10 protein-coding genes, 1 tRNA gene and 1 pseudogene are annotated in these 13,740 nt (G+C 64.0%); 3 read left to right on the top strand and 9 right to left on the bottom strand.

Going from position 1 to position 13,740, the window contains the following annotated elements:
* Positions 1–769: 769 nt before the first annotated feature.
* Positions 770–862: transfer RNA gene (locus XH87_RS34615), tRNA-Ser, on the top strand.
* A 473-nt stretch (positions 863–1,335) separates the two neighbouring features.
* Here the strand turns inward: XH87_RS34615 and XH87_RS34610 are convergent.
* The 8 genes from XH87_RS34610 to XH87_RS34575 form a co-directional block, all read right to left on the bottom strand.
* A complete protein-coding gene (locus tag XH87_RS34610; protein ID WP_035709947.1) occupies positions 1,336–1,602 on the bottom strand; it encodes a hypothetical protein in 267 nt (88 codons plus the stop codon).
* A gap of 1,533 nt (positions 1,603–3,135) precedes the next feature.
* Positions 3,136–4,614, bottom strand: coding sequence for an Asp-tRNA(Asn)/Glu-tRNA(Gln) amidotransferase subunit GatB (gene gatB / locus XH87_RS34605; protein WP_271590661.1), 1,479 nt, complete (start codon positions 4,612–4,614; stop codon positions 3,136–3,138).
* The gene (locus XH87_RS34600) at positions 4,611–4,913 is read right to left on the bottom strand and encodes a hypothetical protein (protein ID WP_085973914.1); all 303 of its coding nucleotides are present in this window, start codon (positions 4,911–4,913) and stop codon (positions 4,611–4,613) included. Before XH87_RS34600 ends, gatB begins: the two co-directional genes overlap by 4 nt.
* Positions 4,904–6,379, bottom strand: coding sequence for an Asp-tRNA(Asn)/Glu-tRNA(Gln) amidotransferase subunit GatA (gene gatA, locus XH87_RS34595; RefSeq protein ID WP_271590660.1), 1,476 nt, complete (start codon positions 6,377–6,379; stop codon positions 4,904–4,906). Before gatA ends, XH87_RS34600 begins: the two co-directional genes overlap by 10 nt.
* Positions 6,376–6,588: a hypothetical protein gene (locus tag XH87_RS34590; protein WP_035709922.1), complete on the bottom strand. Its 213-nt coding sequence runs from the start codon at positions 6,586–6,588 to the stop codon at positions 6,376–6,378. Before XH87_RS34590 ends, gatA begins: the two co-directional genes overlap by 4 nt.
* Positions 6,589–6,670: 82 nt before the next feature.
* The gene (gene gatC / locus XH87_RS34585) at positions 6,671–6,958 is read right to left on the bottom strand and encodes an Asp-tRNA(Asn)/Glu-tRNA(Gln) amidotransferase subunit GatC (RefSeq protein WP_271590659.1); all 288 of its coding nucleotides are present in this window, start codon (positions 6,956–6,958) and stop codon (positions 6,671–6,673) included.
* Between the two features lie 139 nt (positions 6,959–7,097).
* On the bottom strand, positions 7,098–8,174 hold the full coding sequence (locus XH87_RS34580; protein WP_271590658.1) for an NAD(P)H-dependent flavin oxidoreductase: 1,077 nt from the start codon (positions 8,172–8,174) through the stop codon (positions 7,098–7,100).
* 183 nt (positions 8,175–8,357) lie between these two features.
* On the bottom strand, positions 8,358–9,335 hold the full coding sequence (locus XH87_RS34575) for an NAD(P)H-dependent flavin oxidoreductase (RefSeq protein ID WP_271590657.1): 978 nt from the start codon (positions 9,333–9,335) through the stop codon (positions 8,358–8,360).
* A gap of 97 nt (positions 9,336–9,432) precedes the next feature.
* On the opposite strand from XH87_RS34575, the gene XH87_RS34570 reads away from it, so the two are divergent.
* Both XH87_RS34570 and XH87_RS34565 read left to right on the top strand, forming a co-directional pair.
* Complete coding sequence (locus XH87_RS34570) at positions 9,433–10,323, top strand: LysR family transcriptional regulator (protein WP_271590656.1); 891 nt, start codon at positions 9,433–9,435, stop codon at positions 10,321–10,323.
* Positions 10,324–10,428: 105 nt separating this feature from the next.
* Positions 10,429–11,271: pseudogene (locus XH87_RS34565) on the top strand (cyclase family protein); the annotation flags it as partial.
* Between the two features lie 111 nt (positions 11,272–11,382).
* Here the strand turns inward: XH87_RS34565 and XH87_RS34560 are convergent.
* Complete coding sequence (locus tag XH87_RS34560) at positions 11,383–13,593, bottom strand: DNA/RNA non-specific endonuclease (RefSeq protein WP_271590654.1); 2,211 nt, start codon at positions 13,591–13,593, stop codon at positions 11,383–11,385.
* Positions 13,594–13,740 lie beyond the last annotated feature (147 nt).

The raw sequence follows: 13,740 nt of genomic DNA, 5'->3' as shown, positions 1-13,740 counted from the left end.
CAGGGAAGGTCACTGACCGGACGGCCAATTCCCCAACCCCCTCTAAATCACCGCTTTGGGCTCCTTCGCGCCTTCGGACACACCCGCATGAACGCGAGGGACTTAAGCGAATGACCTAAACGGGACGACCTCGGGATGCCCCCCTCCGTCGCTCAGCCACAATTACCGAACGTCCTTGCACACACAACAACAGAACGCTCCGAAACGGGCCGATGGAGCGTGTTTTCCGACGGGTGTTGCACAAATAACACGCAGATGTGATCAGATCGCCTTCGCAACATATTGTTTACATTGATATTTTTTTGACGGTTCCGCTTGCCATCAAAGTTCCCCACATGAGGCGCCCTAGCCGGGACCTCGGTCCGGAGGGGGTTCGACGGGCTCGAATCGTGGAATCACAAGAGAGACTCAATGAGCAGGCATCAGCCTGCCTCCGCGACTCCCAGTCTGGCGCAAGCCCGGCCACAGGCGGGCGGCAAACACTCTCTTGTCGCGCGGGGATCATCGGGATCGGGCCGGCAGCTCCGCGAACGAGGACGCGGGGGTGCCAGGTTCCAGCCCCTCTCACGCGCCATTGAATTCCCTGGCAAATTCAGCTTCCGACGCCGGCCATGCGCCAGCCGCTCCAGCTTCGGCTCTGCTCTCGCAGCGCTACGCTCTCGCCCGAGGACAAATCCGTCTTGCTTCGAAAATCACTGGGAATATTCGAGCAAAAACACGCGCTTCCAAATTGACCGGCCCAACTAATTAGAGGCATAAGGCTCGCACCGGAGAGGTGGCCGAGTGGCTGAAGGCAACGCTTTGCTAAAGCGTCATACGGTCTCAAGCTGTATCGAGGGTTCGAATCCCTCCCTCTCCGCCACCCAGCGGCAGAATCAACCCAGGTCCCTGCAATCCAGGTCGCTGCGTTCTTTCACCTGAAAGCGATCGTGAAGTTGGCGCGAAAGCCTGGGGCGAGGATGAGCATGGCGAGCTCAGCTCGATTCACGTGCTCCTTATAGATTCTCGTGCTCCTTATATATGTGTGTGCGCACCTAGATACCGGATCGCCATATCCGCCAATGCGAGGGCGATATCAGCACGGCCTCGTCGGCCCAGACATTGAACCAGACGCCGCCCCTGCGCCGGCACGGAAAGGGCCAGGGCACAACTCCCGTCTTGTGCAGACGTCCGAGTTCCAGATCGCACTCGTCCGGAGCGATCTGAATCGGCAGCCATCGTCCATTCGTACCTTGGTCGCCCATGCCGTCGGGTCTTATGCCGCGGCACGGGGCAGAAACTTGATTCAGCGCAACCCGGCCGCCCCGTGCAAACACGGGTGAGTCGCGACTCATCTCAGCGCGCGGAGATCCAGGCCCTCGCCTCGCGCTGCGCGACCGAGATCTCGGCGTCAGACATCTGTCCGGCGACTTCCTGGCGCAGCGCCACGGCGTCCTTGCGGCCCTTCAACGCGGCGAGGTTGAACCATTTGTGCGCGGCGACGAGATCGACGATCCCGGAGCGGCCGCTCGCCCAATAGATCCCGCGCTCGAACAGCACGTCCGACAGCGCGCCCGCGTCGATCGGCGTTGCCGTCTCCAGATCGAAAGTACCCTGAAACATCACGCATCCCCTTTGTTCTTATGCCGTCTCGCTCCCCGAGCGCGGCTCCCGTCCAGATAGCTGTTCAACTCTTCCCCGAGTCTTCTTGCCCATGCCGCTTGCCGGCTTGTTGGAGGCGATGATGGCGGGCAAATTTGAATGGCAGTTTAAGTATCGCGATGAAGCAGACGTAAACGCGAGCATGCGACGCCTGCACGGTGAATTCAAAAAGTCCCCGGTTTGCAGGCACTTCTGCAATTCGTCAGATTCGGTTTACCCTGGAATCTCAGGACATCGATAACCATCGCGCGCGGTGGCGCGTGTGATGTGGCGTCCCGTTTGCTGGCGTCGTCCGCGACCCGGCTGCGCCGAGGCATGCGGTTCTGCCGAAGCTTCAGCGAAGGCGGCAGGCGGGTGACCCAGTATTCCAGAGGCAGCAGTGATCCGCCGACAAGCTGCGACGTACCGGATCGTCCGGTCGACGCCGGTCAATGACACCGCACACGTGGAACGACCCGCGGACCGCAGCAGGCAGCCAACATGCACGCAGCGCTTCACCTGCTCCAAGGCAGCGCGGCCACGTCGCGGTCAGATCAGCAATGTCGGGGAAAAGGAATGCCGGCAATACCCCGGCCTCAGGAGAACGAGGGCGTCGGCGAACACGTCAGGACCAGATTCCACTTTGGCCCGAAGGCCACTCGTGAAATTGCGGAGCCCCTCGAGGAGAACCGCACCGAACGAAGAAAACTCGTTTCTTCTGCCGGACCGTCAAAGAGAACGATCCGACCGTTGACCTGATGTCTCGCCGACACCCTCTATCGTCGACCAGAACCTCTGGAAGGCGCTGATGACGTGCCGGCTATCTGGAGCCGGCAACTTCAGAAGCGAAGTTACTTCTTCTTCTTCGCGACCTTGCGGGTCTTCTTCGCAGTCTTCTTCACTGCGCTCTTCGCCTTCTTCGCCTTCGCCTTCTTCGCTTTCTTGGCCATGTTGCCCTCCGATGTGTGAGATGGCTTTAATCGCTGCGTGCACTCGGGGATCGAATGCACTTCATCCCGAATACACCAACACGAAGAAAAAAACAGCGTCTCGCTTAAAGAAGTGTTGACGGCGCAACGCGCCTGCGCTTGGCGAGCGCGACGCAAGCGCACCGCATGACGCGCAGCTGCGATCACGGAGAGCGGGCGCATCGTCGACGTTTGCGACGGATGCGATTGCAGAAAAACACTATGCGACAAGTATTTTTCTGCACGCGCGCGTCGCGCGCGATCAACGCGGCGACGTGCATCGCCATTCCTTCCATCACCTCGCAAAGGCGCTTCGCGGACTCTGAGTCGCGAATTTTGGCAATGAAAATATTTTCGTGCTTAACGGCGCGAACGCTCGTTCGAGCGTGTGCAAGCCGCTGTTTCGCGCGAATCGCGTGGCGGCGATTCGGGCGCGGCGTCGCCGCCGACGGGACGAAGCGAGCCGCCGAGGATGTGCGCGAGCGTCGCACCGAGAGCCGAAAGCGAGGTGACGAACGTGTCCGTCACCTCGTTCGAGCGCGCGAGGCTAGATGCCGAGCTTGGACTTGAGCAGGTCGTTGACGCTCTGCGGATTGGCCTTGCCGCCGGACGCCTTCATCACCTGACCGACGAACCAGCCGAGCGACTGCGGCTTGTCCTTGACCTGCGCGGCCTTGTCGGGATTGGCCGCGATGATGTCGTCGACAACCTTCTCGATCGCCGAGAGGTCGGTGACCTGCTTCATGCCGCGACTTTCCACCAGCGCGCGGGGATCGCCGCCCTCCTGCCAGACGATCTCGAACAAATCCTTGGCGATCTTGCCCGAGATCGTGCCCTCGCCGATCAGATCGATGATCGCCGCGAGCTGCTCGGCATTGACCGGAGAGTCCGTAATATCCCGGCCCTCCCTGTTGAGACGGCCGAACAGCTCGTTGATCACCCAGTTCGCCGCCATCTTGCCGTCGCGCGCGCGGTTGGCGAGCCTGTCGAGCACCGTCTCGTAGAACACCGCACTCTCGCGCTCGGCGACCAGCACGCTCGCATCATAGGCCGACAGGCCGAAGTCGGCGACGAAGCGTGTCTTCTTCTGATCCGGCAGCTCCGGCAGCTTCGCCTTCAACTCGTCGACGAATTCCCGGTTGAACTCCAGCGGCAGCAGGTCGGGATCGGGGAAGTAGCGATAGTCATGCGCCTCTTCCTTGGACCGCATCGAGCGCGTCTCGCCCTTGTTGGGATCGAACCGACGGGTCTCCTGCTCGATCTGGCCGCCGTCCTCGAGGATCTCGATCTGGCGACGCGCCTCGTACTCGATCGCCTGGCCGATGAAGGTGATCGAGTTCATGTTCTTGATCTCGCACCGGGTGCCGAGCGGCGCGCCGGGCTTGCGCACGGACACATTGACGTCGGCGCGCAGGCTTCCCTTCTCCATGTCACCGTCACAGGTGCCGAGGTAGCGCATGATCGAGCGCAGCTTGGTCACGTAGGCCTTGGCCTGCTCGGCGTCACGGATGTCCGGTTTCGAGACAATCTCCATCAGCGCCACGCCACAGCGGTTGAAGTCAATGAAGGACAGCGACGGCGACCGGTCGTGCAGCATTTTGCCGGGATCCTGCTCCAGATGCAGTCGCTCGATACCGATCGTTGCCGTCTTGCCGCCGTCGAGATCGACGATGACCTCGCCCTCGCCAACGATCGGAGATTTGTACTGGCTGATCTGGTAGCCCTGCGGCAGGTCGGGATAGAAATAGTTCTTCCGGTCGAACACCGAACGCAGATTGATCTGCGCGTTGAGACCGAGCCCGGTCCGGACAGCCTGCCTGACGCATTCCTCGTTGATGACGGGCAGCATGCCCGGCATCGCGGCGTCGACGAGCGATACGTGGCTGTTCGGCTCGCCGCCGAATGCGGTCGATGCGCCCGAGAACAGCTTCGAGTTCGAGGTCACCTGGGCATGGATCTCCATGCCGATGACCATCTCCCAATCGCCGGTGGCGCCCTTGAGAAGCTTGTGCGTGGCCGTGCTCATGTCCTGCTCCCGAGCAGCGTGGCAGCGATCCGCTCCCACTCCGCTTCCAATGAATCCTTTGCCGCCGGCTGGCCGGCCTGGCGGTACCAGTAACCGGCATTGCCGAGATCGCCTTCGACGCGGTGCAGATAGGCGTGCACCCAGGCGGCAGCGCGGCCGTTGTCGTCCTGAACGATCTTGTGCGCCTGGTCCCAGTCGCCCTTGGCGGCCCACCAGAGACCCGTGAGCGGCGCGCTCAGCTCCGGCGCGGGCGCGGCGCCGTCGAGGCTCGCGATGAAGCCAGCGACATTCACCACCACCTCGCGGGCGTGAAGCGGCCGGCGGCCTGCTCGATCACCTCGCCGAGCGAGAACAGCGTCTCCTCGTCGAAGGGCCGTCCGATCAGTTGCAGGCCGAGCGGCAAGCCCTGCGCGTCCTTGCCCGCGGGCACGGCGATGCCGGGCAGGCCCGCCATGTTCACGGTCACCGTGAAGATGTCGTTGAGATACATCTCGACCGGATCGGCGCCGCCCTTCTCGCCGATGCCGAAGGCGGCCGAGGGCGTCGCCGGGGTGAGGATCGCGTCGACACCCTTGGCGAAGCAATCCTCAAAATCCTTCTTGATCAGCGTGCGCACCTTCTGGGCCCGCAGATAGTACGCGTCGTAATAGCCGGCCGAGAGCACATAGGTGCCGATCATGACACGGCGCTTCACCTCCGCGCCAAAGCCCTCGGCGCGGGTGTTCTCGTAGAGCTCGATGATGTTCCTGCCCTGCTCGCGCAGGCCATAGCGCACGCCGTCATAGCGCGCGAGGTTGGAGGACGCCTCCGCCGGCGCCACGATGTAATAGGCCGGCAGCGCATATTTCGTGTGCGGCAGCGAAACCTCGACGAGCTCGGCGCCGGCACTTCTCAGCCAGTCCGCGCCCGATTGCCAGAGCTTCTCGATCTCGGCCGGCATGCCGTCGAGACGATATTCCCTGGGGATGCCGATCCTGAGGCCCTTCACGGACTTGCCGATTGCGGCCTCGTAATCCGGCACGGGCATGTCGACCGAGGTGGTGTCCTTCGGATCGTGCCCGGCCATCGAGCGCAGCAGCATGGCCGCATCGCGCGTCGTGCGCGCGATCGGACCGGCCTGGTCGAGCGAGGAGGCGAAAGCGACGATGCCCCAGCGCGAGCAGCGGCCATAGGTCGGCTTGATGCCGACGGTCGCGGTGAACGCCGCCGGCTGACGGATCGAGCCGCCGGTATCGGTCGCGGTCGCGCCCATGCACAGCAGCGCGGCGACGGCCGAGGCGGAGCCGCCGGACGATCCGCCCGGTACCAGCGTCGTGTTGCTTCCCTCGCGCCGCCAGGGATTGCCGACGGGGCCGAAGCACGAGGTCTCGTTGGCCGAACCCATCGCGAACTCGTCATTGTTGAGCTTGCCGAGCATCACCGCGCCATCGCGCCAGAGCTGCGAGGTGACGGTGGACTCGTAGGTCGGCACGAAATTGCCGAGGATCTTCGAGCAAGCCGTGGTGCGCACGCCCCTGGTCGCGAACAGATCCTTGATGCCGAGCGGGATGCCGGCGAGCGGACCCGCATCACCCTTGGCGATCCTGCTGTCGGCCTCGCGCGCCATCGCGCGCGCCTGGTCGGGCGTCTCCATCACGAAGGCATTGAGCACGCGCGCGGCTTCGATCGCGGAAAGATGCGCGTCGGTCAGCTCGAGTGACGTGAAAGTCTTGTCGGCGAGACCCTTGCGGGCCTCGGCGAGCGTCAGCGATGTCAAATCGGTCATTTATTGATCGGGCTGCAGAAGAACGGAGACAGGGTCTTGTCGTTGGCCGGGTCGTCTTTTTTGGCGGCGGCTTTCGCGGCAGCCTCGATCTCGTCGAGCACGGCATTGACGGCGACGTTGGGATCGGCAGCCTTGCCCTGCCGCTCCATCTTGTCGAGGTAATTCATGTAGGCCTGATAGGCCTTCTCATCGTCGCAAAGCATGCACATCGGACAATGTCCTGAGACTCTTAGTTTGGCGCATTTTCTTCACGCGAACCGGCTTCCACTTCGCTCGAAAACGCTATGCAAGTTACTCGACGACCTTGGGCACCAGGAAGAAGTGACCTTCGGTCGCCGGCGCGTTGGCAACGATATCGTCGGCGATCTCGCCGTCATTGACCACGTCCTGCCGCTTCTTCATCTGCATCGGGGTCACCGAGGTCATGGGCTCTACGCCCTCGACATTGACCTCCGAGAGCTGCTCGACAAAGGCGAGCATGGCGTTGAGCTCGCCCTGCAGATGCGGAACTTCGTCCTCGGAGACCGCAATGCGCGCCAGATGCGCGATGCGGCGGATGGTAGCGGCGTCGACGGACATTATATAAGGCCTCTCACGGCAAATCCTAAGTGCCGTATAGCAGAGGCCGGTTTTGCGCCGCAACCGGCGCTAGCGCATGATCCGGAAAAGTGCGAAGCGGTCTTCCGAAAAGATCATGCGCAAACAACAACTAAAGCGCCTATCCGGCCAGCCCCTTCATGCGGGCCATCGCCGATTTGGCGAGATCCCGGGTCAATTCGGCGGCCGGGACCTCGCGGCCGAGGGCAATCGCCTGTCCCGCCCAGAGATTGGTGAAATCCGCCCTGCCCTGCGTTTCGGCAGCCGCCTTCAGCGGCCCCAGCGCGGTCGCGGCATGGGGAAAGGGAGGTGCATCCGGCGAGACCGGGCCCGCCTCGCGCATCAGGCGGTTCTGCACGCCGCGCGCCGGCCGGCCGGTCATGACATTGGTGATGACGGTGGAATCGTCCCGCGCTTCGGCGAGCGCCTTGCGGCCGCCCGCGCTGACCTTGGATTCCGGACAGCGCAAATAAGCGCTGCCGATCTGCACGCCGGATGCGCCGAGCGCGAAGGCCGCGGCGATACCGCGTCCATCGGCGATGCCGCCCGCCGCGATCACCGGCACCTTCACGGCATCGGCAACCTGCGGCACCAGCGCGAAGGTGCCGGGCTGCTCCGCGATCCTGTCCGTCAGGAACATGCCGCGATGGCCGCCCGCCTCCGCGCCTTGCGCGATCACGGCATCGACGCCGCGCTGCTCGAGCCACACCGCTTCCTTCACCGTCGTCGCCGACGAGATCACGAGGCAGCCAGCTGCCTTCACCCGCTCGAGCAGCGCCCGTTCCGGCAGACCGAAATGGAAGCTGACGACTTCCGGCTTCAGCTCCTCGACGACGTCGCAGAACGCCGCATCGAACGGCGCGCGGTTCGCCGCGGCGATCGGCGCCGCGGGATCGAGGCCATGTTCGGCGTAGTAACCCGCGAGTCGCTGCTTCCAGCGCGCTTCGGCTTCGGCCGTGAGCTCGACCGGCGCGTGGCAGAAGAAGTTCATGTTGACCGGCGCCTTCACGCGCTGGCGGATGAGACCAACCTGCTCGCGCGCCTTCTCGGCCGAGATCATCGCACAGGGCAGCGAGCCCAACGCGCCGCCTTGCGCGGCCGCAATCACCAGCTCCGCATCCATCACGCCGGCCATCGGCGCCAGCACGATCGGAAATTCGGTCTTGAACAGATCGATCAGTCGACGGTCAGGCCACATGGTTGTTCTCTCTCGTTCGTTCTACCCTCCCCTGGAGGGGGAGGGTCGGTTCGCATGCAGCGAAGCGAAATGCGAAGCGGGGTGGGGTGATCTCTCCACACGGGCACCACCTCAATGGAGAGACTGTCACCCCACCCCGCTCGCGCTTCGCGCGATCGACCCTCCCCCTCCAGGGTAAGAAGTCTACGCCGCTATCACCGAATTCCGCCGTCCTTCCAGCAGCTGCTCGGCCTCCACCGCAATCCGCTCGACGATCTCGGCCGCCGGTGGAATATCATGAATCAGCGCGACTGCCTCGCCTGCGATCACGGCCGCGACGTCGAAATTGCCGGCCGCTTTCGCCGCGGCATAGTCCACGGCAACTGCGGCGACATTCTGCATCAGCTCGACCTCGCGGCCGATCCAGCGCCGGGCGTGATCATTGACCAGGCATCGCCCGGTAAAGGGCGCCGGCCAGACATTGTTGCGCGAGAGATCGAAGATGATGCCGCGCACCGTGGAGCCGCCATTTGCCGCGCAGATGCGCCGCTTGGCCTCCTCCGCGCCGTCGGCTTCCCGGCTCGCATAGAAGCGCGTGCCGAGCAGCACGCCGCTCGCGCCCAGCATCATCATGGCGGCGAGCCCGCGCCCGTCGGCGATGCCGCCGGCCGCTGCCACGGGAACACGACCCGCAACGAGATCGACGATCGCCGGCACGAGATCGACGGTGGTCCGCGATGCGCCATGACCGCCCGCCTCCGTTCCCTGCGCGATCAGAACATCGGCGCCGGCATCGAGCGCCTGTCGCGCCATCGCCTCGTCCTGGACCTGGCAGATGAGGCGTGCGCCGGCGGACTTGATCTTGAGCGCAAACGGCGCGGGATCGCCGAACGACAACATGATCGCCGATGGCTTCACGCCGAGCGCAATGTCGAGAAGCTCGGGCCGCTTGGCGAGGCTCCACGTGATGAAGCCGATCCCGAACGGCGCACGCAGTTCGGCGAGCTTCGCAGTCTCCTGCTCCAGCCACGCTCGCTCGCCGTAGCCACCGCCGAGAATGCCGAACCCGCCGGCACGGCTCACAGCCGCGACCAGGCGGCTGCCGGCGACGACATCCATCGGCGCCAGCAAGATCGGATGCGCGATCTCCAGCAGCGTGGTCAGCGACGTCGTCATCGGCATGGCTCCTCCCCGATCTGGACAGCGAGACTAGGCGCGACTAGCATTCTCGAAAAATGAATTGTTGCGAACGCTACCATCTCGAAAGCGAAACGACGCCATGGAACTCAGCGATCTCCAGACCTTTGCCGCCGTCGCTCGTGCCGGCGGCATCACCCGCGCCGCGGAAGAGCTCAACACGGTGCAGTCGAACGTCACCCAGCGCGTGAAGGCGCTGGAGGCGGAGATCGGAACGGCGCTGTTCGAGCGGCACGCGCGCGGCATGACGCTGACCGGTGCCGGCACGCGCCTCCTCCCCTACGCGCAAAAGATGGCGGCGCTCGCGCGCGAAGCCCTGCTCGTCGCACGCGACGATGGGGAGCCGAAAGGACCGCTCGCGATCGGATCGATGGAGACGACGGCGGCCGTGCGCCTGCCGCCGCTGCTCGCCGACTTCCATCGCCGCTTCCCCGCCGTGCGTCTATCCTTGCGCACTGCGCCGACGGCCGACCTCGTCACCGGCGTGCTCGACGGCACGCTCGACGGCGCCTTCGTCGCGGGCCCCATCACGCATGCCGATCTCATCGCGACGAGCGCCTTCCGCGAGGAGCTGATGCTGGTCAGCGCGCGGCGCTGGGCCTCGCTGGCCGAGCTGCGCGCCGGCACGCCGGAGTCCGGGCCGACCGCGCTGGTCTTCCGCACCGGCTGCACCTACCGTCAGCGGCTAGAACAAATCTTCGTCGAGTTCGGCTGGCCATCGGCCGCGCGCTTCGAGTTCGGCACGCTCGACGGCATGATCGGCTGCGTCGCCGCCGACATGGGCGTGACGTTGCTGCCGCGCGCAGTCGTCGAGCGCAGCGCGATGAACGGAAGCATCGCGATCCACTCGCTGAGCCCGGCGCACGCACGCGTCGAGACACTGTTCATTCAGCGCCGCGCGGGCTATCAAACCAGCGCGCTGAGCGGTTTTGCCGACTGCCTGAAGAAGGACGACGACGTCATCGCGGCCTGACACGACGCAGCATTCCACGCGACGAAATTCGTCACAAATCCATCGCGTTTCCGCATTGCGTTCCGCCGCGGCAACGCAGCACATCAAAAGCTTTGAGGCCCGCAACCGAACGACGAGATCGGCGCCGCCAATTACATGACGCCCGAGCTGGTGGTGAAGGCGGCCTCGCTGGTGAAGACCGGCAAGACCTACGCCCTCGGCATTCCCGTCACGCCGCAGACGCCGGCGTATCCGCCGCGCGCATTCAAGCTGACCATCGTGCAGCCCGGACAGGCCGGCAGCCCGGGTCTCGGTCCCAACAAGGCGACCTATAACGACGACATCCTCGACACCTGGGTCGGCATTGGCAGCCAGATCGACGGGCTCGGCCATCTCGGCGTCGAGCACGTCTACTACAACGGCAACAAGCTCGCCGATTTCGCCGATCCCAACGGGCTGAAGAAGCTCGGCATCGAGAAGGTGCCGCCGATAGTCACGCGCGGCGTGCTGCTCGACATGGCCGCCTATTTCAAGACCGACGTGGTGAAGGAAGGCACCGCCTTCAACGTCAAGGAGATCGAGGAAGCCGCCAAGCAGCAGAACGTCGAGATCCGCCAGGGCGACGTCGTCATCTTCCACACCGGCTGGCTCGGCCTGATCGGCAAGGACGACAAACGCTATTCGGCCGGCGAGCCCGGGCTCGGCGTCGAAGGCGCGAAGTATTTGACCGGCAAGGGCGTCGTCGCCGTCGGCGCCGACACCTGGGGGCTCGAGGTGCTGCCGTTCGAATCCAAGAACGTGTTCGAGGTGCACCAGATCCTGCTCGCGATGAACGGGACCTACATCCTCGAAAACATGGACACCGCCGCGCTCGCCCGGGACAGGGGCTATGAATTCCTGTTCGTGCTGGGACAGCCGCGCTGGACCGGCGGCGTGCAGGCAATGATCAACCCGATTGCGATCCGCTGACGCGCGGCCCGCATCGCAAGCGCCCCGGGTGAGGGTCATCAGTGTCTCGACGGAGCACACCGCTTCCCTCACCCGAAAGCCGCGTCGGTCCGCGCTCGAAGGACCCGGGCCCTAGAGTCGGATGTCCTCATAGGATTCGATCCGCCGCGGGCCGACCGAGGTCGCCTCGTGCGAATCCGCCTCGGCGAGATTGCCGAAGTCGAGCTTGGTCAACTTCGTCAGGTCCGCGATCGAGACCTGGAAGACGCTGACATCCTCCTCGGACATCCGCTCGAGCAGATCCGCCTCCTGGATGCGGTCGATCTCCATGACCTGCTTTCGCTGGCTCATCAGGAACGCCGCCGCCTTGAGCGCGTCGTCCTCCTCGTTGCGGCGGATCAGTATCTTCCAGAAATACTTCGGAATCTGAACGCCGCCGAAGCTTGGATCCTTGTGCGGCCGGCCGGCCGGATTGGGCAGATCGGAGCCGTCGGCATCCGGTCCGTCGAACACCGGGCCGTTCATGACGATGCCCTTCGCCTCGCCTTCGAGCAGGACATCGCGTGTATAGTCTTCCAATCCCGCCCAGAGCTGCTTGCCCTGGTTGAACGAGAAGAACTGCGGCGAGCAGTTGGTGAAATGGAAGGAATCGTCGCCATGCTGCTTGGCCGCGGCGACGGTGTCGCCCCAGGTCGCGTCCAGGCGGCGAACGAGATGACCGCGATCGAACGGATTCTTGCTGCGGTCCGCCTCGAAAGTGGCCTGCTTGCGGTAGAACTCGTCGCCGATCTGGGCATCGTCATCGATGCGCGGATCGCGCAGCCAGGAATCACCTTCGCGCTTCCCGACGTCCTGCTGCTTGCCGCCGTCGATATTGACGCAGCTGAAGAAGGCGAGCCGGCGCTCCTTGTTCATGACGACGCTGTAGTTGAAATATTTCAGCTCGGACTGCCTGGAGCTGCCCTTGAGCGTCGCGATCCTGGACTTGAGGGCGGTCGGAATCTTCGGCAAGGGGACCGAGAACTTGCCGGTGCCCAGAAAATTCGCCTTGTATCCGGGACGCGATTTCAGCGTGCTCTGATCGATGTGCACGGCCTCCATGGGCAGGCCGTTCTTCGCACTGATGTGAGGCAAGAGGCCGGCCGGCGGGGCGATCAACGGCTTGCCGCCGTTCGGCGCCCGTCCGTTGCCCCCCGCCGGGCCCGGAACGGGCGCGAGCGGCGCCATCGGAATGTCCTTCCTGAACATCGGCAATGGCACGCGGATCGGAACCACGAGCGAGGTCCCGTCAAGGGATTGCTCGACCCAGGCATTAACGCCAAAGGGAGGCGCGGCGGCGGGCGGCCGGACTTTCGCGACCTCGTCCCGGATCGGCGGCTCCTCCTCATCGAGCACCGGCCTGATCAAGGGATGAGAAGCAACGGCAACCTTGAGGTCGGCGACGATCGCGCTGGTCCGGATGCCTTCGTTGGCGATCCAGTCGATCGAGGATTCGTCCATCGCCGGCTTCCACACCTTGCCGTCCTTTGTCAGGGTGCGGCCCTGCGCATCCTTCCGGGGAACGCCGCTGTGGTGCAACGCGACCACCTGCCAGAAGCGGTTGAACGCCGGCGATCCCGACGATCCGGCCGTCGTATCGGTATTGTACCAGAGGAAGTCGCCGACATATTTGAGCAGCTTGTTCTCGCGGACGCAGACCTGCTTCATCTGCCCGCTGGGATGCTGGACGATGGTGAGATACTCGCCCGGGTCTGCCTTGCCGGGCGCGCCGCTCAGCGGCAGCCAGCCCCAATCCTCGAGCTCCTCGTGGCCTGACAGGGAGGTTGGCGCCACCGCAACGACCGAGAAATCCAGCCTATCATTGGTGTAGAAGAACTTGCCGGGCTCGAATCCGAACCTCACCGGCACACGCTCTTGTCCCGAAACGTCCAATTCGTAGTCGAAATCGGCGATCGAATTGGTCGCGTCGGCCGGCTTGCCGAAGACGTGATGGTTCGTCAGCAGCAGGCCGGGCCCGATCAGAAATCCGGAACCATAGCCGAGCAGATTCGACTTGAGATCCCTGAGCTGAATACGGCAGACCGAGCGTGCGGCGGCGGTCCCCTTGGCGAGATAGTTGATGCTGTCGAGATCATTGCCCTGGATGATCCGCTCCAGACCGATCTCGGCCGCCTGCACGTCGTGCGTCTCGGCCAGCAGCTGGCGCTGGCGCTGGCGGATCTTTTCGACGGTCATCTCGATCGGGCCGTCACCCAATTTCCGGTTCAAGGCTTCGGGCGAGAACTCGGCTTGCTTGAATCGCCTTTCTGAGCCCGCGATCAGGCTTGGCTTGATGAGCATCATGACCTCTCAAAATACCGGGCGAATATTGGACATGGACGGCGCCTGAAAAATTTGCGCCAAGGTTGCAGCGCGGACTGCCGGTCGCTGCCGATCATTCTGGAAATCGGGGCACGCGCCCCACACTACTTTAGACCTATATACTTACAG

Source organism: Bradyrhizobium sp. CCBAU 53415, from assembly GCF_028128735.1.
GTDB lineage: Bacteria > Pseudomonadota > Alphaproteobacteria > Rhizobiales > Xanthobacteraceae > Bradyrhizobium.
The sequence above is the reverse complement of the archived record's forward strand: the minus strand, read 5'-3'. Positions and strand labels throughout refer to the sequence as shown.